This is a genomic window from Streptomyces sp. NPDC090022 (genome assembly GCF_044748145.1).
In the GTDB taxonomy this organism is placed as follows: Bacteria; Actinomycetota; Actinomycetes; order Streptomycetales; family Streptomycetaceae; genus Streptomyces.
Genome location: NZ_JBIVFN010000001.1, coordinates 755651 through 774670 on the forward strand (window position 1 = coordinate 755651; position 19020 = coordinate 774670).

Annotated in this window: 18 protein-coding genes; 11 read left to right on the top strand and 7 right to left on the bottom strand. The window is 75.6% G+C overall.

Features of this window, described 5'->3' with window-relative positions; all coding sequences use genetic code 11:
• The first annotated feature begins 49 nt into the window (after positions 1-49).
• From lanKC to ACIPXB_RS03410, 4 genes are all read left to right on the top strand, one after another.
• Positions 50-2734: a class III lanthionine synthetase LanKC gene (gene lanKC, locus ACIPXB_RS03395; protein ID WP_401443895.1), complete on the top strand. Its 2685-nt coding sequence runs from the start codon at positions 50-52 to the stop codon at positions 2732-2734.
• Between the two features lie 61 nt (positions 2735-2795).
• A complete protein-coding gene (locus tag ACIPXB_RS03400) occupies positions 2796-2936 on the top strand; it encodes a SapB/AmfS family lanthipeptide (protein ID WP_401443897.1) in 141 nt (46 codons plus the stop codon).
• A gap of 74 nt (positions 2937-3010) precedes the next feature.
• Positions 3011-4960 (top strand): ABC transporter ATP-binding protein, encoded by a 1950-nt coding sequence (locus ACIPXB_RS03405; protein WP_401443899.1) that lies wholly within the window; start codon positions 3011-3013, stop codon positions 4958-4960.
• Positions 4957-6834 (top strand): ATP-binding cassette domain-containing protein, encoded by a 1878-nt coding sequence (locus tag ACIPXB_RS03410; RefSeq protein ID WP_401443902.1) that lies wholly within the window; start codon positions 4957-4959, stop codon positions 6832-6834. Before ACIPXB_RS03405 ends, ACIPXB_RS03410 begins: the two co-directional genes overlap by 4 nt.
• Positions 6835-6910: 76 nt before the next feature.
• On the opposite strand, the gene ACIPXB_RS03415 is transcribed toward ACIPXB_RS03410, so the two are convergent.
• Positions 6911-7519 (bottom strand): response regulator transcription factor, encoded by a 609-nt coding sequence (locus tag ACIPXB_RS03415; RefSeq protein ID WP_401443904.1) that lies wholly within the window; start codon positions 7517-7519, stop codon positions 6911-6913.
• Between the two features lie 226 nt (positions 7520-7745).
• Positions 7746-8675, bottom strand: a complete 930-nt coding sequence (locus ACIPXB_RS03420; protein WP_401443906.1) for an MBL fold metallo-hydrolase — start codon at positions 8673-8675, stop codon at positions 7746-7748.
• 115 nt (positions 8676-8790) lie between these two features.
• Here ACIPXB_RS03420 and ACIPXB_RS03425 point away from each other — a divergent pair, with 115 nt between their 5' ends.
• Positions 8791-9774 (top strand): AraC family transcriptional regulator, encoded by a 984-nt coding sequence (locus ACIPXB_RS03425; protein WP_401443909.1) that lies wholly within the window; start codon positions 8791-8793, stop codon positions 9772-9774.
• 3 nt (positions 9775-9777) lie between these two features.
• On the opposite strand, the gene ACIPXB_RS03430 is transcribed toward ACIPXB_RS03425, so the two are convergent.
• Positions 9778-10269 (bottom strand): hypothetical protein, encoded by a 492-nt coding sequence (locus ACIPXB_RS03430; RefSeq protein ID WP_401443912.1) that lies wholly within the window; start codon positions 10267-10269, stop codon positions 9778-9780.
• Between the two features lie 126 nt (positions 10270-10395).
• Between ACIPXB_RS03430 and ACIPXB_RS03435 the strand changes: the two genes are divergently transcribed.
• The gene (locus ACIPXB_RS03435; RefSeq protein WP_401443914.1) at positions 10396-10890 is read left to right on the top strand and encodes a hypothetical protein; all 495 of its coding nucleotides are present in this window, start codon (positions 10396-10398) and stop codon (positions 10888-10890) included.
• A 27-nt stretch (positions 10891-10917) separates the two neighbouring features.
• On the opposite strand, the gene ACIPXB_RS03440 is transcribed toward ACIPXB_RS03435, so the two are convergent.
• The gene (locus tag ACIPXB_RS03440; protein WP_401443917.1) at positions 10918-12504 is read right to left on the bottom strand and encodes an alpha/beta hydrolase; all 1587 of its coding nucleotides are present in this window, start codon (positions 12502-12504) and stop codon (positions 10918-10920) included.
• The gene (locus ACIPXB_RS03445; RefSeq protein ID WP_401443919.1) at positions 12501-12797 is read right to left on the bottom strand and encodes a hypothetical protein; all 297 of its coding nucleotides are present in this window, start codon (positions 12795-12797) and stop codon (positions 12501-12503) included. Before ACIPXB_RS03445 ends, ACIPXB_RS03440 begins: the two co-directional genes overlap by 4 nt.
• A 256-nt stretch (positions 12798-13053) precedes the next feature.
• Between ACIPXB_RS03445 and ACIPXB_RS03450 the strand changes: the two genes are divergently transcribed.
• The 4 genes from ACIPXB_RS03450 to ACIPXB_RS03465 all read left to right on the top strand — a co-directional run bounded on the left by ACIPXB_RS03450 (position 13054) and on the right by ACIPXB_RS03465 (position 16286).
• Positions 13054-14241: an FAD-dependent oxidoreductase gene (locus ACIPXB_RS03450; RefSeq protein WP_401443920.1), complete on the top strand. Its 1188-nt coding sequence runs from the start codon at positions 13054-13056 to the stop codon at positions 14239-14241.
• A 134-nt stretch (positions 14242-14375) separates the two neighbouring features.
• On the top strand, positions 14376-15089 hold the full coding sequence (locus tag ACIPXB_RS03455; RefSeq protein WP_401443923.1) for a hypothetical protein: 714 nt from the start codon (positions 14376-14378) through the stop codon (positions 15087-15089).
• A 100-nt stretch (positions 15090-15189) separates the two neighbouring features.
• Positions 15190-15381, top strand: coding sequence for a hypothetical protein (locus ACIPXB_RS03460; RefSeq protein WP_401443926.1), 192 nt, complete (start codon positions 15190-15192; stop codon positions 15379-15381).
• Positions 15382-15611: 230 nt separating this feature from the next.
• Positions 15612-16286: a fibronectin type III domain-containing protein gene (locus tag ACIPXB_RS03465; protein ID WP_401443928.1), complete on the top strand. Its 675-nt coding sequence runs from the start codon at positions 15612-15614 to the stop codon at positions 16284-16286.
• Between the two features lie 12 nt (positions 16287-16298).
• Here ACIPXB_RS03465 and ACIPXB_RS03470 read toward each other — a convergent pair whose 3' ends face one another.
• Positions 16299-17399 (bottom strand): M20 family metallopeptidase, encoded by a 1101-nt coding sequence (locus ACIPXB_RS03470; protein ID WP_401443930.1) that lies wholly within the window; start codon positions 17397-17399, stop codon positions 16299-16301.
• A 202-nt stretch (positions 17400-17601) separates the two neighbouring features.
• On the opposite strand from ACIPXB_RS03470, the gene ACIPXB_RS03475 reads away from it, so the two are divergent.
• Complete coding sequence (locus ACIPXB_RS03475) at positions 17602-18288, top strand: ribonuclease H (RefSeq protein WP_401443932.1); 687 nt, start codon at positions 17602-17604, stop codon at positions 18286-18288.
• An 88-nt stretch (positions 18289-18376) separates the two neighbouring features.
• Here the strand turns inward: ACIPXB_RS03475 and ACIPXB_RS03480 are convergent, their stop codons facing one another.
• Positions 18377-18616, bottom strand: coding sequence for a response regulator transcription factor (locus ACIPXB_RS03480; protein WP_401443934.1), 240 nt, complete (start codon positions 18614-18616; stop codon positions 18377-18379).
• Positions 18617-19020: the final 404 nt, after the last annotated feature.

Below are 19020 nucleotides of genomic sequence, written 5' to 3' on the forward strand. Positions count from 1 at the left end.
CCCGCCGGGCGTGACACCGTCGGACCTGCCGCCGAACGAGGGAGCAGGTGTGAACAAGGGGTACGCCGCCTACTGCGACGCCGACCGCTGGTTCTACGACGCGCCGTACCGGCGGGCCGAGAAGAGCTACCCGCAGGCGCTCGCACCGGTCCCGTCCGGATGGCGCTCCCACCGCAGCGGGGACTGGCTCGCCCTGCGCCCGCAGGCCGTCGAACTGCCCGCCCAGGGCTGGAAGATCCACGTGTCGGCCGGCCTCGACAACGCCGAGCAGGTGCTCGCCGCCGTGTACGCCTACTGCGTCGACCGGCGGATCGCCTTCAAGTTCGTACCGAGCCGCTACCTGCTGCACCTGCGCAACGCCAAGTACGCCGACCGGGCGGCGAGCGGGAAGTTCCTCACCGTCTACCCGGCCGACCCGGAGCAGTGCCGCCGGATCTGCGAGGACCTCGACGCCCTGCTCGCGGGCCAGGCGGGCCCGTACATCCTCAGCGACCTGCGCTGGGGCGCCGGCCCCGTCCACGTCCGCTACGGCAGCTTCACCCTGCGGCACTGCTACGACGAGCACGGCGAGCTGGTACCGGCCGTCGAGACCCCGGACGGCCGCCTGGTCCCGGACCCGCGCGGCCCGGTCTTCCGGCTGCCCGACTGGGTCGAGCCGCCCGCGTTCCTCACGCCGCACCTCGCCGCCCGCGCGGCCGTGAACCTCACCGACGTGCCGTACACGGTGGAGCAGGCACTGCACTTCTCCAACGGCGGCGGTGTGTACGCCGCCAGGGACAGCCGTACCGGCGAGCGGGTCGTCCTCAAGGAGGCCCGCCCGTACGCCGGCCTCGCCGCCGACGGGGCCGACGCCGTGGCCCGCCTCCACCGCGAGCGGACCGCACTGGAACGGCTCGCGGGGCTCGACTGCGTCCCGGCGCTGCGCGGCTCCTTCACGGTCGGAGACCACCACTTCCTGGCGATGCAGTATCTCGAGGGCAAGCCGCTCAACACCTACTTCGCCCGCCGCCACCCGCTCATCGAGGCCGACCCCGGTCCCGCGGAACTGGCCGCCTACACCGAGTGGGCCCTCGCGGTGCACCGGAAGGTGACCGACGCCGTCGACGCCGTCCACGCCCGCGGGGTCGTCTTCAACGACCTCCACCTCTTCAACATCATGGTCGCGGAGGACGACGGCGAGGGCGGCGGCGCCCGCGACGGCCGGGACAGTCGCGGCGGTCGCGACGGTCGTGCGGCCGGCTTCGGTGAACCCTCCGTCGCGCTGCTGGACTTCGAGGCCGCCGCGCACGTGGACGAGGGACTGCGCCAGACCGTGGCCAACCCGGCGTTCGTCGCCCCGCCCGACCGGCGTGGTTTCTCCGTCGACCGCTACGCCCTGGCCTGCCTGCGCCTGGCCCTGTTCCTGCCGCTGACCAGCCTGTTCGCCATGGACCGGGCCAAGGCCGCGCACCTGGCCGCCGTCGCCGCCGAGCAGTTCCCCGTACCGAGGGACTTCCTCGACGAAGCCGTCGAGGAGATCCTCGCCGGTACGGAGGACAGCCCTGCGGAGGACAGCCCTGCGGAGGCCGGGCCTGCCCGGTCCGGGTCCCGGTTCAGGACGGCGTCCGGGTCCGGACGGCCGTACCTGCCGGTGGCGCCGGGGGACTGGCCCGCCGCCCGTACGTCGATGGCCTCCGCGCTGCGCGCCGCCGCCACCCCGGACCGTGAGGACCGGCTCTTCCCCGGCGACATCGCCCAGTTCGCGACGGCGGGCGGCGGCACCTGTCTCGCCAACGGAGCCGCCGGTGTCCTCCTCGCCCTCGCCGAGACCGGTTTCGACCCCTGGCCCGAGGCCGAGGAATGGCTGCTGGCCCAGACCAAGGAACCGGCTTCCGGTACCCCGCTCGGCTTCTACGACGGCCTTGCCGGCACCGCCTGGCTCCTGGACCGGCTCGGTCACCGCGACCGCGCGCTCGGTCTCGCCGGCCAACTGCTGGGCCAGCCCTGGCAGGAGCTCGGCCCCGACCTGTACGGCGGGCTCGCCGGCGTCGGCCTCGCCCTGGACGCGCTCGGCACGGCCACCGGCGAGGGCGAGCTGCACGCCGCGGCGCTGCGCTGTGCCGAACTGGCCGTCCGTTCCGGGCCGCGGACCGCCCGCGCCGGGCTGCTGCACGGCAACTCCGGCCCCGCCCTGCTCTTCCTGCGGCTGTACGAGCGCACCGGCGACGGGGAACTGCTCCGGCACGCCGCGCACGCCCTGCACCGCGACCTCGACCACTGTGTGACCAGCGCGTTCGGCACCCTCCAGGTCAACGAGGGCTGGCGCACCATGCCGTACCTCGGCGAGGGCAGCGCCGGCATCGGCATGGTCATCGACGACTGGCTGGAACACGGCGGCGACGAACGCTTCGAAGAGGCCCGCCGCGGGATCGTACGGGCGGCCCAGGCGACCTTCTACGCGCAGCCCGGCCTGTTCCGCGGTGCCGCCGGGATGATCCTCCACCTGGCCCGCACCACGACGCCCGGACCCGGCACCCGGCCCGACGACATCACGCGCCAGATCGACGCCCTGGCCCGCCACGCGGTGCCGTACCAGGGACATCTGGCCTTCCCCGGCGAGCAGATGATGAGGCTGTCCATGGACCTCGCCACCGGCACGGCCGGCGCCCTCCTCGCCCTCGGCGCCGCGGCGCCGGGCGGGCACGCGCACCTGCCGTTCCTCCCGCCGCCGCGGTCCGCCGCGGCGCGCCCCTGAACCGGTCCCGCACCACGGGACCGTGACCCATCGGAACACTCACAGAGAAGAGGAATCAGACATGACGCTCCTTGACCTGCAGTCGATGGAGACCCCGAAGGACGAGACCACCGACGCCGCGCTGACCGGCGGTGGCGGCGGCAGCCGCGCCAGCCTGCTCCTCTGCGGGGACAGCAGCCTGAGCATCACGACCTGTAACTGACAAGGTCCCCTCCGGGCCCGGACGGTTCGCCGTCCGGGCCCGGACCCGTACCCGATCCCTGGAGGCGAACGCGGATGACCCCGCCCTCCCCGCCCCCGTCCGGGTCGGTGCCCGGCGCCGCGCCGGACGACGCGCACGCGGAGGAACGCCGGTGCGCCGACCGGGCGTTGCTGTCGGCCGCCCGGCACAGCGGCGGCCGAACCGCCGCGGTGCTCGGCTGCTCGCTGGCGGCCGCCGTCACCGCGCTCGCGGAACCGGCCGTACTCGGCCACACCCTCGACCTGCTGCTGTCCCGCGACCCGGCGGCTACCCGGTGGACCGTGCTGTGCGCCGCGCTGATCGTCGCCCAGGTCCTGCTGGAGGCCGCCGCCCTGCGGCTGACCGGCTCGGTCGACGCCCGCAGCACCGCGTGGCTGCGCCGGCTCGGACTCGCCAGGCTGCTGGGCACGGCCCCGCACCACGCGGCCCGCCACGCGCCCGGAGACCTCGCCGCACGGCTCACCGCGCACGCCGCGGAGGCCGGCACGGTCCCGTCGGCCGTCGCGGCCGGAGCCGCCGCGCTGCTGCCGCCGCTCGGGGCGCTCGTGGCCCTCGTCGTCATCGACGTCTGGACAGCGCTCGCCTTCCTCGCCGGACTCCCGTTCCTGGCGCTGCTGTTACGCGTGTTCGCCCGCGACTCCTCGGCGAGCGTGGGCCGTTACCAGCAGCTCCAGCTCGCCACCGCCGGCCGGCTCGTCGAGGCGCTCGCCGGGGCGCGGACCATCGCGGCCGCCGGCACCGTCGACCGCGAACGGGCCAGGATCCTGGCCCAGTTGCCCGAGCTCCACGCCGAGGGGCGCCGGATGTGGCAGGTCTACGGCGCGACGATGGCCCGCTCCACCGCGCTCATGCCGCTGCTGCTGTACGCGGTCCTGGCCGTGGGCGGCGTCCGGCTGGCGGCCGGGGCGCTCGGCGTCGGCGACCTCCTGGCCGCCGTCCGCTACGCCGCGCTCGCGGCCGGGGTCGGCGCGGTGACCGGCCGGCTGGCGGCCGTCGTACGCGGCAGGACGGCCGCCCGGCGCACCGCGACGCTGTTCACGCTGCCCGCGCTGGAGTACGGGCGGTCGGAGCCGCCGGCCGGCGGTCCCGGCACCCTGGAGCTGCGCGACGTCCGCGTGGTGCGCGGCGGGACGGCGGTCCTGCGCGACGTCAGCCTGCGGATCCCCGGCGGCACCACGGCTGCCGTGGTGGGCCGTTCGGGCTCCGGCAAGACCTTGCTCGCCGCCGTCGCGGGCCGCCTGACCGACCCCGACGCCGGTGAGGTGCTGCTGGACGGCGTACCGCTGCGCGACCTGACCGCCGAGGCCCTGCGCCGAGAGGTCGGCCACGCCTTCGACCGCCCGGCACTGCTGGGACGGACCATCGCCGACACGATCACGTTCGGCACGGGCGGGGTCGGCGGGGGCGGGGGCGCGGCTTTGGCCCCGGGCCCCGGGGCCGCCCCGGGCGGCGGCGCCGGCCCGGGGGGTGACGGGCCCGCACGGGTGCGGGCGGCCGCCCGGGTGCGGGCGGCCGCCCGGGCGGCGGGTGCCGAGCCCTTCGTACGGCGCCTGCCGTACGGCTACGACACCGCCGTCGCGGACGCGCCCATGTCCGGGGGCGAAGTCCAACGCCTGGGTCTGGCCCGGGCCTTCTTCGGCGCCGGCCGGCTGCTCGTGCTCGACGACGCCACCTCCAGCCTCGACACCGTCACCGCACGCGAGGTCGAGCGGGCCCTGGCCCGCGAGGTCCGGCCCGGCACCCGCCTGGTCGTCGCGCACCGGCTGTCCACGGCCGCCCGCGCCGACCTGGTCGTCTGGCTGGAGGACGGGCGCGTGCGGGCCACCGGTACGCACGCCGGACTATGGCGGGACCCGCACTACCGGGCCGTGTTCGCCGTCACCGCCGAGGCGTCGCCGGAGCCGGGGTCGGGGTCGGGGTCGTGGCCGGAGCCGGGACGGGATCCGGAGCCGGCGTCGCACCGGGGGCAGGAGGTGGCCCGGTGAGCGAGTACGGGGCCTGGCAGCGGGTGGCTCCCGAGGGCCGGCGGTTCCTGCGTGGCCATACCGGCGCCCTGCGTCGGCTCGCGGCCTGGTCGTTGCTGGAGGCCGCGCACACCTTCCTCGGCGGCTATGCCGTGGCCCGCGCGCTCGACGACGGGTTCCTGGCCGGCCGTACCGCGACCGGACTCGGCTGGCTCGCCGTGGCCGGCGCCGGGGCGCTGGCCGGCGCGCTCGCGCTGCGCGGCGTGTTCGCCGGACTCGCCGACCTCGTCGAGCCCCTGCGTGACGGACTCGTGCGCCGAGCCGTGCGGCAGGCCCTGGACCGCGCCGTCGCCGACCCGGCGAAGGCCGCCGACGCGGGCGTGGTCTCCCGGCTGTCGCGGCAGACGGAGATGGCCCGGGACTCGTTCGCCGGCCTGGTGCTGACGGGGCGTTCGTTCGTCTTCACGGCGCTCGGCGCGCTGGCCGGCATGGCCGCCCTCGCCCCGTTGCTGCTGGTCGTCGTCCTGCCCCCGCTGCTGCTGGGCCTGGCGGCCTTCGTGGCGACACTGCGCCCCATGGCGGCCGTCCAGCGCGGCTGCCTCGACACCGACGAGGCGCTGTCGGCCGGGGTCGGGGCCCTGGGGGCGGGCCTGCGGGACATCGTCGCCTGTGGTGGCGCGGCGCAGGCGGCGGCGGGCGTGGAGCCCCTGATCGCCGCGCAGGAACGGCTGACCCGGCGGCTGTCCCGGTGGGCGGCCCTGCGGACCCTGGCCCTGGGCACGGCGGGCCAGCTGCCCGTGGTCGCGCTCCTGGCGGCGACGCCGTGGCTGCTCGGGCGGGGGGTCACCGCCGGCGCCCTGGCGGGCGCGCTCACCTACCTGGCCCAGTCACTCCTGCCGGCCCTCAACGCCCTGATGGCGGCGCTGGGTACGGCCGGAACCCGGCTGCTGGTCGTCCTGGACCGCTTCTGCACCCCACCCGCTCCCGCCCCCGCCCTCCCACCCCAGCCCCCGGTCCGTGCACCGGCTCCCGCGGCGCCGACCGCCGTGCAGTCGGCCGCCGTAGCGCCGGGCGCCGGGGCGTCGGCCCCCCTAGCGCCGGGGGCTGTGGTGCCGGCGTCTGTTGCGTCCGGCGGGGGCGGGGCGGGCGGTGCTGGGGTGCCTGCCCTGGAGTTGCGTGCTGTTGGCTACGCGTATGGGCCGTGTGCCGCGCCCGTGTTCGACCGGCTCGACCTGGTGGTGCGGGCGGGGGAGCACCTTGCGGTGGTCGGGCCCAGTGGGATCGGCAAGTCGACCCTCGCCGCCCTGCTCGCCGGGCTGCTGACGCCCGACCGGGGGACGGTCCTCGTCGCCGGCGCGGCGGCCCGGCGGGCGTGCGGTGCGACCGGGCGGCCCGACCTGCGGCGTACCCTGCTGCCGCAGCAGGCCTACGTCTTCACCGGCACCGTACGCGAGAACCTCACCCACCTGTGCCCCGATCCGGCGGACGCCGGGCCGGCGCACGTGGAGCGGGCCGTGGCCGCCCTCGGGCTGGACGGGCTCGTGGACCGCCTGGGCGGGCTGGACGCCGTACTCGACCCCGGCCGGCTCTCCCGGGGCGAGAGCCAGCAGCTCGCCCTCGCCGCCGCCTACCTCTCGCCCGCCCCGCTGCTCCTGCTCGACGAGGCGACCTGCCACCTGGACCCGCGGACCGAGGAACGCGCCGAACGGGCGCTCGCCGCCCGCCCCGGCACGCTCGTCGTGGTGGCCCACCGGATCTCCTCGGCGGCCCGCGCCGACCGGGTCCTCGTCCTGGACGGGACCCGGGCGGTGTGCGGGACGCACGCGGAGCTCCCGGCCAGATCGCCGCTGTACCGGGAGCTGGTCGGGATGTGGAACCACGGCCTGGACACCTGACCCGGTCGGACGTGACCGGACCACTGTCCAGGACGGGACGGGACGTGACGGGACGTGACGGGACGTGACGGGACGGTCAGACCCAGCCCGCCCGCCGCGAGATGCGGATCGCGTCGACGCGGTTGCGGGCGCCGGTCTTCCGCGTGACGGCGGCCATGTAGTTGCGCACCGTGCCCGTGGCCAGGTGCAGCGCGTGCGCGATCTCGGAGATCGAGTCGCCCTCGGCCGCCCGCGCCAGGACGCTGAGCTCACGCGGACTGAGCGGCACCGGCTCGGCCTCCATGAAGGCGGAGGCCAGCGACGCGTCGATGAAGCGCTGCCCCTCCGCGACCTTCCGTACGGCCCGTACGAGCCGCCCGGGCGAGCCGTCCTTGTCGACGTAGCCGAGGGCCTCGGCCTGGAACGCCCGGCGCAGCGGACCCGGCGTCCCCGTCGAGGCCAGCACCAGCACCGGCGTGGGCGACGACAGCACCTGGCGGTCGCCTCGTCCGTCCCCCGCCAGGGCGGCGGCCGCCCGTGGACAGTCCAGGTCGACCACGGCCACGTCCGGGCATAAGGACTCCGCCTGGCGCGCCGCGGACCGCCAGCCGGCCGACGTGACCTCGAAGGGCCCTTCGGATCTCAGCAGGGCAGCCAGCGCGGACCGCACCAGGCTGACGCTGTGCAGAACGAGGACCTTCGTCATTGCGTGCTCTCCTTCGGTGACGAACCATCAGCACCCACCCGGCTGCCCCGGGGACGGGATGATGGAACGTCACTGCGGGGGCGCGCGGGCGCACATCGCAACGATTGGCCGAGATGCTCCGGGCACCGATGTCCTCTTTGGCGGGGAAGGCGCTTGAAGGAGGGGCGTATTCCGCTGTCGCCCGGGGCTCGCCATGCGGCGCGGCGCGGTGCGTACGGTCCGTCGCCTACCGCCCGTACGCGGCCCACCGCCCGAGGCGGAACCTGTCGCCCGTCCCCGCCCGCCGCACCTCCACGGCCCCCGCCCCGCCGAAGTGGGCGGGTACGACCAGCTCGCCCAGGTCGGCGGCCCGCCCCAGGATCCGGCGGCGGCTCACGGCCGCCTGCCGCGCGTCCAGGCAGAAGCAGCTGTTGCAGGAGGGCTCGACGATCTGGACCGGGCTGTGCAGGAGGTCGCCCACGAACACCGCCCGGTCGCCCCCGGACGCCAGCCGCAGCACACACGAGCCGGGCGTGTGCCCCGGCGCCGGCTCCAGCGTGAGGTGCTCGTCGATGCGGTGGGACCCCTCCCACAGCACGGCCTGCCCCGCCCGGTGGACGGGCGCGACGCTGTCCTCGTAGACCAGCCGGTCGTCCACGCTCCGGCCGCCGCCGTACGCGCCCCGCGGGCCGAAGTGGAAGTCGTCGGCCGCCGGGATCAGATACGTGGCGTTGGGGAAGGTCGGCTCCCAGTCACCGCCTGAGTCCTGCGCGTTGCGGGTGTTCCAGCCGACGTGGTCGGCGTGCAGGTGGGTGTTGACGACCACGTCGACGTCCTGCGGCCGGACGCCCGCCCGGGCCAGCGCGCCGAGGTAGTCGCCCTGCCACTGGTGGAAGGCCGGCGAGCCGGGCCGCTCACGCCCGTTGCCCACCGCCGTGTCCACCAGGACGGTACGCCCGCCGCTGCGCAGCACCCAGGACTGCAGTGCCATCACCGCCGCGCCGCTCGCCGCGTCCACGTGCTCCGGTGACAGCCAGCGGGCGTTCTCCCGCCACACCTCGGCCCCCACCCCCGGAACCAGCTCCGCCGCCGGCGCGAACGCGCCCCGCCATTCCACGACCCGGACGATCTCGACGTCCCCCAGCACGATGTTGCTCTGCTCGCTCGTGTTCTCCATGGCACCGACCCTAGGAACCACGGGTGAGCATCTCCATGCTCCTGTGGGTCATCCCCATACGTGTGCGGCTCACCATCGAGGCTGCCGAGGCCGCCGCGGGGATAGCCTGGCCCGCATGGATGTGGTGAGCGACGCGATCTCGGCCGTACGCACCGGACGTCCCTCCTCGGAGCGGGTACGGGTACGGGTACCGGTGCGGGCGGGGGCGGGGGCGGGCGGGAGCGGCTGGTGCGTGCGGTTCGGCGCCTACGAGGGGGCGGGCTTCCACGTCGTACTGGAGGGCGGCTGCCGGCTGTTGCCCGACGGCGGCGAGCCGGTCACCCTCGGCCCGGGCGACGCGGTGCTCCTGCCGCACGGCACCGGCCATGTCATCGCGGACGGCCCCGCCGACGCGGCCGCCGTGGCGCGGGCGGTGCCCTTCGAGGCGTGGCGGGACGGGTGGGCGGGCGCCTCCGCCCTGCCCGCGGATCCCGGCGCGGCGGCGGTGGAGATGCTGTGCGGCAAGTACCGGCTCGACCACAGCCGGGCCCACCCCCTCATGCGCGAGCTGCCGCCCGTCGTCCACCTGCCGAACCGGGTCGGCAGCCACGGCGAACTCCGCTCCGCCATCGGCCTGCTGGGCGGCGAGTTGGGCGGTGAGCCGGGCGGCGGGCCGGGCGCACGGCGGCCCGGCTCCTGCGTGGCGGTGTCCAGCCTGCTCGACCTGCTCCTCGTCTACATGATCCGTTCCTGGATGGCCGAGGCCAGGACGGGCAGCTGGCCGGCGGCGCTCAGCGACCCGGTGACGGCCGAGGCGCTCCGCGCCCTGCACTCCGACCCCGCGGCCCCCTGGACCAACGACCGCCTGGCCCGGGAGGCCGGCGTCTCCCGCCCGACCCTGGCCCGCCGCTTCACCGCCCTCGTCGGCCGCCCGCCGATGGCCTACCTGACCTGGTGGCGGCTGAACCTCGCGGCCGCCCAGCTCCGCGACACCGAGGCCCCCCTGGCCACCATCGCCCGCCGCGTCGGGTACGGCACCCCGTACGCCTTCTCCCACGCCTTCACCCGGCAGTTCGGCACCCCGCCCAGCCACTACCGTGCCCGGACCGCCCCCGGGTAGCGGTCAGCCGAGGAGCTTGTACGTGACGTCCTCGGGGACCGGGTGCGGAGCCGTGTCGGTGTACAGCAGGCGGATGGTGGTGAACCGCTGCACGTCCGGATGCTCGGCCCACGGCTTCGGGTTGGCCAGGGTCACCGTGACCGGGTACGCGTGGAAGCGGCCGGCCGCGCAGTAGGGGCGGCAGTCGTTCACCAGGTCCGTGCCGGTGGCCGTCGCCGTCTTCGGCCCCCAGGTGTCCCAGTCCAGCCGGACGAGCCGGTTGTTGCCGTCGCCGCAGGCCAGCAGGTACTCGTCGGGCCGTACCTGCGCCTCCGAGAAGCAGTCGACGAGCACGACGGGGTCGGGGGCGGGATCCTGCGCCGGAGCCGTGGTGGCGGAGGCGGACACCGTGCCGCCCGCGAGCGCGGCGGCCGCGCACACCAGGACGGCCGTCCGCAGCCTCGTACGCCGCGTACGGGCCGGGGGAGCGGTCCTGCCCTCTCCTGAAGCGTCCACGGGACCTCCTCGCGCCGTCCGTCGTCGCCGTACAGTGCAGCCTCGCCCAGCTTCCCCCATCCGGACGCACCCCGCACCCGCTGGGCCGGACGGGGCCCGGTGGCGAGGCTGTGCATACTGCTGGGTATGAAGCCGCCGGTAGCCACCCGTATCCACCTGATGATCAGCTTCGTCCTGGTGACCTGCGGGGTCGTGGGCGGGGCCTGCGCGGGCCTGCTCGTGGGCGGCCGGACCACGGCCCTGATCGCCGCGGCGGCCGCAGGCCTGGGCGCGGGCGCGGGCTCGTTCCTCGCCCGGCGCCAGGTGAAGGCGTACCTCCAGCCCGATCCCGTACGCGTCGACGGGTACGCGGAGGGCATCGCCGACGCGGTCCTCGTGAGCATCGCGACCTACCAGGCCGCCGTCTTCCCGCTCACCGCGGACGGCGTGAGCGACGAGGAGCGGGCGGCCCGCCGCACGCTCGCCTACCGGGTCTCCGCGTACGACGGCCTGCCCCTCGCCGTGCGCGTCTCGGCGGCGGCCGCCCTGGAGGCCATCGACGAGGCCCTGGACAAGCACCGCGCCCAGGCGGCGGTGAAGGCCCTGTCCCTCACGGTCTACGAGCACCGCGCCGGCCGCTGACCCCCGCCCGCGCGCGGCCGCGGGTCTCTAGTCCGCCGTCTGCTGGGCGCAGGTCCGGTCCCGCTTCGGCAGCGTGCCGGTCGCCAGGTACCGGTTGACCTGCTCGTCCACGCACGCGTTGCCGTACAGGCCGTAGATCGCGTGCCGGTTGGCGCCCTCCAGCGTGATCAGCCGCGAGCTCGGCAACTGCCGGTGCAGGTCGACGCTGCTGCGGTACGTGGTGCGCGGGTCGCCGGTGGCGGCGACGATCAGCGCCGGGGTGTCGCGCCGTACGCGCGTGGGCTCCTCGCGCGGCCGGTCCCAGAACGCGCAGGGGTTGATGTTGTGGGTCATCGGGCCGAAGAGCGGGTGCGCGGCGCGGACGCGCTCGATGTCGCGCCAGTAGACCTCAGGATCGCGCGGCGCGGCCACGTCCCCGCACATGATCGCGGCCTGCACGCCGCCCGAGGCCGCGTTCTCGCCGCGCAGCCCGTACCGGAGCAGCCCGGCGAACTCCGGCGACAGCCTCGTCGGTTCGCCCCGCGCCGCCCGGGACAGTACGGACACCTGCTCGCCGAGCGCCGCCCGCGCCGCGTCGGTGTCGTCGGCGAGGCCCATGAACAGCAGGGTGGGCACCTGGCTGTCGTCGACCTCGAAGACGTCGGGGGCGGTGCCGAGGGTGAGCGGGCCGCGTGCGGCCGCCGCGACGGTCAGGTCCACGGCGGCCAGCACCTCGGCGCGGGTACGGCCGAGCCGGTAGGTGTCGTGGCGCTGCGCCGCCCAGGCGGCCCAGCCGGCGAGCGCCCGCTCGTTCTCGCGCAGGACGCCGGTCAGCATCCGGGGGCCGTAGTCGCCCGGCGCGAGCGCCCCGTCGAACACCACGCGGTCGTAGCGGCCGGGGAACATCTGGGTGTAGACCGTGCCCAGGTACGTGCCGTACGAGTAGCCCAGGTACGAGATCTTCCGCTCGCCGAGCGCGCCACGGATCACGTCCATGTCCCGGGCCGTGTTGCGGGTGCTGACGTGCGGGAGCACCGAGGCGTCGGCGGCGCGGCACTTGTCGGCCAGCCCCTTCTGGAGGGCGATCTGGCGGTCGAAGCCCGCCCGGTCGGCGCCGGCCGAGAACCAGGCCGTGCCCACCGGCCAGCCGCAGTCCAGCGGGGTGCTGCGGCCGACGAAGCGCGGGTCGAAGCCGACGATGTCGTACCGCGCGCCGACGTCCTTCATCGCCGCGCGGGTCTCGGGCGGCGACTCGACGGCGCCGCCGCCCGGTCCGCCGTTGTTCTGCAGGATCGCGCCGATGCGGTGGCGGGTGTCGGTGGCCCGCAGCCGGGAGACGGCGACGGTGATCGTTCGGCCCCGGGGGTCGGCGTAGTCGAGCGGGACGGTCACGCCCGCGCACTGGACGCCGGCCTTGTCGAGGTCGCGGCCCTTGGTGTCGTCAGGGCCCTGCACGCAACTGCCCCAGGCGAGGCGCTGCTGGTAGTAGCGCTCGAGGCCGGGGGTGCCGGCGGGGGCGGCGTCCGGGCCCGGGGGCGCCGCGGGCGCGGCGAGGGCGGGGGTCGCGGTCACGCAGGCGGCGAGGGCGAGGCCCACGGCGGCGGAGCGGCGGGCGGCAGGGCGCAGGGGGGTCACGGGGTCTCCTCGTGCTGGTTCGCGGGATGGTGGTCGGTGGCGCGGAAGCCGGTTCCGGCGCGCAGGGCGCCAGGTACGTCGGTGCGGGTGCGGGTGCGGGTGCGGGTGCGGGTGCGGGGGAGGGGGAGGGCGGGGGCGAGGGCGGTGCCCGGGCGGCCGGGGCCGCCGGGACCGTCCGTCGGCGATGCGGCCGCCGCCGTCACCGCGGTGGCCGATGCGGTGACCGCCGACCCGCCCGTCGGCGCGGTCGCCGATCCGCCCGCCGGCACGGCCGCCAACACGGCCGCGGCCACGGCCGGTTCCGCCGCGCTCCGTGCCGGTCGGCGACTTCCCGAAGGGGAGCGCTGCCTGTCCCGCCGTACGTGTGTCATGCAGCTAGACGTTAGGAGAGCGGCCGTCCCCGCTCGATGGGGCTGTCCCCCGAACCGTGGTGGGGCCACCGCCACCCACCGGATCCCGCCACCCTGACCAGCCGTCAAGAAGCCTGCCCCGCACCGGACTCCCGGCCCGCGCTCCGGCCCGCCGACCGGCCCGGTTAGAGTGCCGGGCATGGCGATCGACGCGGATGTGGCGGTGGTGGGGGCCGGGCCGGTGGGCCTCGCCGCCGCACTGCTGCTCGCGCGGGCGGGGCTCGACGTCGTGGTACTGGAACGCCGTCCCGGTCCGGTCACCGAGTCCCGCGCGACGGACGTGCACGCGCGGACGCTGGAGGCCCTGACCCCGAGCGGGCTGGCCGAGGCGCTGCACCCGCTGGGACGGCGCGTGGACACCGTCGAGATGTGGTCGCGTGGGCGCCGGCTCGGCGGCTTCGACCTGACCCGGCTGTGCTCCCCGTACCCGTACATCCTGACCGTCCCGCAGTGCGCCACCGAGGGCCTGCTCACCGAACGGGCCACGGCCGCCGGCGTGCGGGTGCACCGCTCGGCGGCGGTCCGGTCGGTCCAGGAGGACGCGGACCACGTCACCGTGCGCACGGACGCCCTCGACCCGCTGCGCGTCCGCTGGGTGGTCGCGGCCGACGGCGCGTCGAGCACCCTGCGCGCCCTGGCCGGTACGGCGTTCCGGGGCCGGACCTACGCCGGTACGTGGCAGCTCGCCGACCTGCGCGTCGAGGACCCCTCGCTGGACCCGGCGCGCGTGCACATGGTCGGCGGGCCGCGCGGCCTGCTCGTGGTGCTGCCGATGCACCTCGACGGCTGGGCCCGCGTGGTGCTGCACCTGCCGCACGGGCCCACGCCCGGCCCTCCGCGGGACGCGGGCCCCACGGAGGACACGGCGGCGCTCACCGCCGAGGCGGCGGCCCGCGGCTGGACGGCGACCGTCCGCGAATGCCGCTGGACCAGCACCTTCCGTACCCACCGGCGTCTCGCCGCGGGGCACGGGAGCCGACGGGTGCTGCTGATCGGCGACGCCGCCCACGTGTGCAGCCCGGTCGGCGGGCAGGGCCTCAACCTCGGCCTGCGCGACGCCGTCTCACTCGCGGCCGTCCTGCCCGCCGCGACCGCGCGGGGCGGCCCGGGGGCGGACGCGCTCACGGCCTGGCGCCGCTCGCGGCGCGCCGACGCCCTGGGCGTGCTCACCCGCACCGATCTCGCCACCCGCGCCTGGACGCTGCGCTCGGCACCCGCCCGTGCCGTACGGGACACGGCCCTGCGGGGTGTCCTCACCACGCCGGCCGGCCGCCGCATGCTCGCCGAGGCCGTCGCAGGCCCGCGCCCGGCCCGCGCCCGCGCCTGACCTGACCAGCGGTGCCCGACCCCCGGAGCCGGGCGGCGCGGCGCCGGATCCTCGCCGCCGGTGCCTGCCTTCGGGGTCCGGGCCGCGCCGTGTGACCATGTCCCTCGGCACATCCGCACCACATGGGGGGGACCATGCGCACGACCCGTACCACCGTCGTCAGGGCCGGCCTCGCCGCCGCGCTCGCGGCCTCGCTCGTCCTGACCGGCTGCACCGCGGCCGGGGACGGCCCGCGGCAGGACGGGAGCACCGCCGCGGCCCCGGCGCCGGCCGCCGGCTCCGGCACCGGCTACGAGGGGCCGCGGCCGCAGGACCAGAACCTGCTCGCCTGGACGGGCGACCCCAACGACGCGGGGCACGTCACCGCCCAGTCCGCCGCCGGCGTCGGCGGCCGGGTCACCCTCGTGCGGATCGTGCTGCGCGAGGAGATCACCTGGTCCAACATCTGGCTGGGGCTGGCAGGCCTGGATCCGAACGCCCAGCTCGCGAACTGCTACCTCGGCGTCTATGACGCCAAGGGCACCCTGCGCGCGTCCACCGCGGACATATCACCGCTGCTGATGACCGAGCCGATCGCGAAGCCGCTGCCGCTCGCCAAGCCGTTCACCGCCGCCCCCGGAACCTACTTCGTCGCCCTCCTGCTCAACGGCACCTGGGCCACCAACGCCCTCACCCTCAAGGCGACGGGCGCCGGCATCTCGGTGAACGCGGGCCTGACCCCGCCCCATCTCCGCTACAGCACGCTCCTGACCGGCCAGACCTCCCTGCCGGCCACCGTGAACCTCGCCGAACAGTCCACCAGCACGATCAACACCGGCTGGGCCAGCCAGTGGTACGGGATCTCCTGACGGGTAGGAGCGGGACATCCGGTCCCGGTCCCGGTCCCGGTCACTGTCCGGGTCCGGGACGATTCCCGGACCGCGCGAACACACACGGAAGTGGGGAAGCATGACCGTTCTGCTGCTCGGAGTCCTGGCGCTCGCCGTGGGCGGATGCGTCTGCGTGGTGTGGGCCGAGCGTGGCGGCCCCCGCTGGGTCCGCGCTGTAGCGGCCGTCACCCTCGCCGCGGGCGAACTGGCCCGCCGCCCCCGTCGCCGCCGTGTCACCGGCGGCGACGGGGGCGGCGGGGCCGACGACTAGGTCGCGGCCGCCGCGACCGGCCCCCCGGTGGACGGGGTGGCGGTGTGGCGTGACGATGAAGGGGCAGGGCCTTGCGATCCGGTCATTTCCCCCAGGCCTGGAGCAGGCGGTTGCGAGGTACGGCGATGCGATGGCGACGTACAGCGGCTCTCACGGCGGTGGTGCCGCTCACGGTGTGGTGCGTGTGGTCGGCTCCGCCGGCCGCGGCGGCCCCTACGCACACCATCACCATGAAAGGGACCCTCACCGTGTCGAACGGCCCGGGTCTGTTCTCGAGCCGGACCACGACGAACACCCCGTTCGACCGGCTGGTCAGGCTGAGTCACGACCGGCCGACCGACACCCTGACGGCGTCGGCGTGCGCGGGCGGGGAGAGCCGGGGCGAGCTCACCGTTCACGTCGAGCTCAGGTCCAACGAGATGGTCGTGGCCACACCCACGCTCCGTCTCTTCGAGGGGTCCACCTGCCGCTCCAACGACCTGGACGGCACGGACGAGGGCATTCAGCAGGGCTTCAGGCCCAACAAGTCCCTGACCAACTGGCGGCTGTCCGTCGACAGCGACGAGGTCGGCTCCGACGACTCCACCCGGGTGACCTTCAGCCTGAAGCACTCCACCGGCCCCGGGATCGGCATCGGCCGGCCGGCCGAACCGTCGAACGTGATCGTCACCCGGGACGCCGCCGACCCCACCACCGTGAAGGTGGAGTGGACCGACACCGCGGCCGACGAGACGGCGTACCACATCTTCAACAGCTCCCTCCAGCAGACCAAGGGCGTGAAGGCGAACAGCGAGTCGTTCGTCTGGACCGGACTCCCGCTGGGCAGGCAGTGCTTCCAGGTACGCGCGGTCAACGATGTCGGCCCGTCGGACTTCACCCCGGTGAACAGGGGCGAGTGCGTCTGACCCGGCCGCCGGCTACGCGGCCCGGATCGCCCTGACCAGCCCGGCGACGAGGTTCGCCCGCTCGGCCATCGCGTCGATCACCACGTACTCGTGGTCCGCGTGCGCGCCGCCCCCGACCGCTCCCAGGCCGTCCAGCGTCGGAACCCCCAGCGCGGCCGTGAAGTTGCCGTCGCTGCCGCCGCCGACCGCCTTGCCCTCCAGGCCGGGCAGCAGCCGCCGGGCCACCGCGAAGAGTTCGGCCGAGGCCGACTCGGGCATCGGGGGCCGGCCGATGGCGCCCTGGACCGTGATCTCCGCCTCGTCGAGATGGGGAGCGAGTGCCGCGAACGCCGCCTCGACGCGTTCGGTCTCGGCGGCCGACTCGACCCGGACGTCCACGATCACGGTCGCCTCGGCCGGCACCACGTTGTCCAGGGTTCCCGCGGACGCGACGGTCGGAGTCACGGTCGTCCCGGCCTCCGCGCGGCCCAGCGCCGCGATGTCCAGGACCTGGTGCGCCGCCTCGATCAGGGCGTTGACCCCGGCTGCCGGCTCCAGGCCCGCGTGCGAGGCCCGGCCGGCGATGGAGACCTGGTACGTCCCGCAGCCCTTGCGGCCGGTCTTCAGGGCTCCGCCGTCGGCGGCGCCCTCCAGGACGAGGACGGCGCCGCAGGCCAGTGCCCGCTCCTCGATGAGGGCGCGGGAGGAGCGGGAGCCGACCTCCTCGTCCGCGGTCACCAGGATCTCGACGCCCGACAGGTCCTCCAGCGACGCCAGACCGTGCACCGCCTGCACCAGACCGCCCAGCATGTCGAACACGCCGGGTCCGGTCACGTGTCCGTCCGCGACCGCGAACGGCCGGCGCTCCAGGGTGCCCAGCGGGAACACCGTGTCGTGGTGACCGAGGACCAGCACCCGGGGAGCGCCGCCGGCCGACCAGTGGACGTGCGGCCCGGCCTCGCTGCCGATGAGGACGGCCTCCCCGCCGAGGCGGCTCTCGATGACGGCGGCGACCGTTTTGGCCGAGGTCGCCAGGGCGTCGAGATCACGCGAGGGCGACTCGACCTCCACGAGCGTACGGAGGTCCTCGATCATCGCGTCCACACTCACCTGGGCGGTCTTGCGCAGCGTCATGCCCGCAAGGGTAGCTGGCCCACCGTCACCAGCCGTCCGCCCGCGAGCCCGGCGATCCGTCGCAGCGGTATGAACACGCGGCCCAATGCGCCGAGTTGGGGGCCGTGACAAGCCACTCGGAGTCCCCCGGGCGAGGGTTCCCGCGCGGTCACCCGTACGGGCGGCGGTCGGCGGGCCGCCCGGGGTGGGGCATGATCGGGGGATGTCTGATCGCATCATTGCCGCCTGCGACGGGGCGGCGAAGGGGAATCCCGGACCCGCCGGCTGGGCGTGGGTCATCGCCGATGCCCAGGAACGGCCCCAGCGCTGGGAGTCCGGTCCGCTGGGGCGCGCCACGAACAACGTGGGCGAGCTCACCGCGCTGCGGCAGCTGCTGGAGGCGCTCGATCCGGGGACCGCCGTCGAGGTGCGGATGGACTCCCAGTACGCCATGAAGGCCGTGACCCAGTGGCTCCCGGCCTGGAAGCGCAACGGGTGGAAGACCGCGGCCGGCAAGCCGGTCGCCAACCGGGACCTCGTCGAGAGCATCGACGCGCTGCTGGCCGACCGGGAGGTGGAGTTCCGCTACGTACCCGCCCACCGCGAGGACGGTGACCTGCTGAACGCCATCGCCGACCAGGCCGCCAGCGACGCGGCCGCCGGCCAGCGGGCCGCCGGCACGGCCCTGGGCGACACCGCCGTGCCGGTGCCGGCCCCGGCCCGCAGCGCTCCGGCCCGCAAGGCTCCGGCCCGGGCCGGGGCGAAGAAGGCGGCGGCGCCCGCGCGCGGGCGCGTCTCGCTCAAGGCGAAGTTCCCCGGCACGTGCCCGTGCGGCCGGTCGTACGCGGCCGGTGAGACGATCACCAAGGTCGGCACCCGCTGGGGACACCCCGACTGCGACGCCTCATGAGGTCCGGCGCTTCCTGAGGTCCGGCGCTTCCTGAGGCCCGGCGCTTCCTGAGGTCCGGCGCCTGCGGAGGTCCGGCGCCGGGCCCGGGTCAGTAGCCCGGGCCGTACCCCAGCTGGAAGGCCAGGTGCGTCAGCTGGGTGCGGTTGACGGCCCCCGTCTTGTTGCGCAGGCGCCGCAGGTAGGTGTCGACGGTGTGCGGGCTCAGCCCCATCCGCCGGGCGATCATCCGGTACGTGTCGCCCTGCGCCAGGTGGGCGAGGACTTCCTGCTCGCGGGGGGTGAGAGCGGCCGGGGACAGGGTGGGGGTGCTCAGGGTGGTGTGGGGCACGGGGGGCTCCGGGAGGTCGTGGTCGGGTGGTGCTGCGTAACGGTGCTGCGTGACGATCAGTTGGTGCCGGGAGGGCGCCGGCGGGGCGCGACACGGCGCGTCGCGCCCCACGTCCCGCGCGTGGCTCGATGCCGCTGTCCGAATCGCCGCGCCCGATGGGATCCCGCCGTCGTGGCCGGGACGGCGGGCGCCGTCACCGGTACGGCCGCGACCTGCGTCGAGGCGAATTCCTGCGGGATGCGGGCGTGTTCCAGCGTGTTCCTCCAGCCGTCGGGGCGGTCGGCGACGGGCTGACATCCCGCCGACGTTCGCCCGCTGTTCGCCGGGAACAGACTTTCGCCCTGCTTATGCTGACGCCAGGGGGCGGGCACCTCACCAAGGTGACTGGCAGCAAAGCGACCCGG

What these genes read in the sequence shown, in the direction of transcription:
- ACIPXB_RS03460 (WP_401443926.1), top strand. Translation starts at nt 15,190, where the DNA reads ATGACCGTTCTGCTGCTCGGAGTCCTGGCGCTCGCCGTGGGCGGATGC.
- ACIPXB_RS03415 (WP_401443904.1), bottom strand. Translation starts at nt 7,519, where the DNA reads ATGACGAAGGTCCTCGTTCTGCACAGCGTCAGCCTGGTGCGGTCCGCG.
- ACIPXB_RS03435 (WP_401443914.1), top strand. Translation starts at nt 10,396, where the DNA reads ATGAAGCCGCCGGTAGCCACCCGTATCCACCTGATGATCAGCTTCGTC.
- ACIPXB_RS03465 (WP_401443928.1), top strand. Translation starts at nt 15,612, where the DNA reads ATGAAAGGGACCCTCACCGTGTCGAACGGCCCGGGTCTGTTCTCGAGC.
- ACIPXB_RS03455 (WP_401443923.1), top strand. Translation starts at nt 14,376, where the DNA reads ATGCGCACGACCCGTACCACCGTCGTCAGGGCCGGCCTCGCCGCCGCG.
- ACIPXB_RS03400 (WP_401443897.1), top strand. Translation starts at nt 2,796, where the DNA reads ATGACGCTCCTTGACCTGCAGTCGATGGAGACCCCGAAGGACGAGACC.
- ACIPXB_RS03450 (WP_401443920.1), top strand. Translation starts at nt 13,054, where the DNA reads ATGGCGATCGACGCGGATGTGGCGGTGGTGGGGGCCGGGCCGGTGGGC.
- ACIPXB_RS03405 (WP_401443899.1), top strand. Translation starts at nt 3,011, where the DNA reads ATGACCCCGCCCTCCCCGCCCCCGTCCGGGTCGGTGCCCGGCGCCGCG.
- ACIPXB_RS03475 (WP_401443932.1), top strand. Translation starts at nt 17,602, where the DNA reads ATGTCTGATCGCATCATTGCCGCCTGCGACGGGGCGGCGAAGGGGAAT.
- ACIPXB_RS03420 (WP_401443906.1), bottom strand. Translation starts at nt 8,675, where the DNA reads ATGGAGAACACGAGCGAGCAGAGCAACATCGTGCTGGGGGACGTCGAG.
- ACIPXB_RS03470 (WP_401443930.1), bottom strand. Translation starts at nt 17,399, where the DNA reads ATGACGCTGCGCAAGACCGCCCAGGTGAGTGTGGACGCGATGATCGAG.
- ACIPXB_RS03425 (WP_401443909.1), top strand. Translation starts at nt 8,791, where the DNA reads ATGGATGTGGTGAGCGACGCGATCTCGGCCGTACGCACCGGACGTCCC.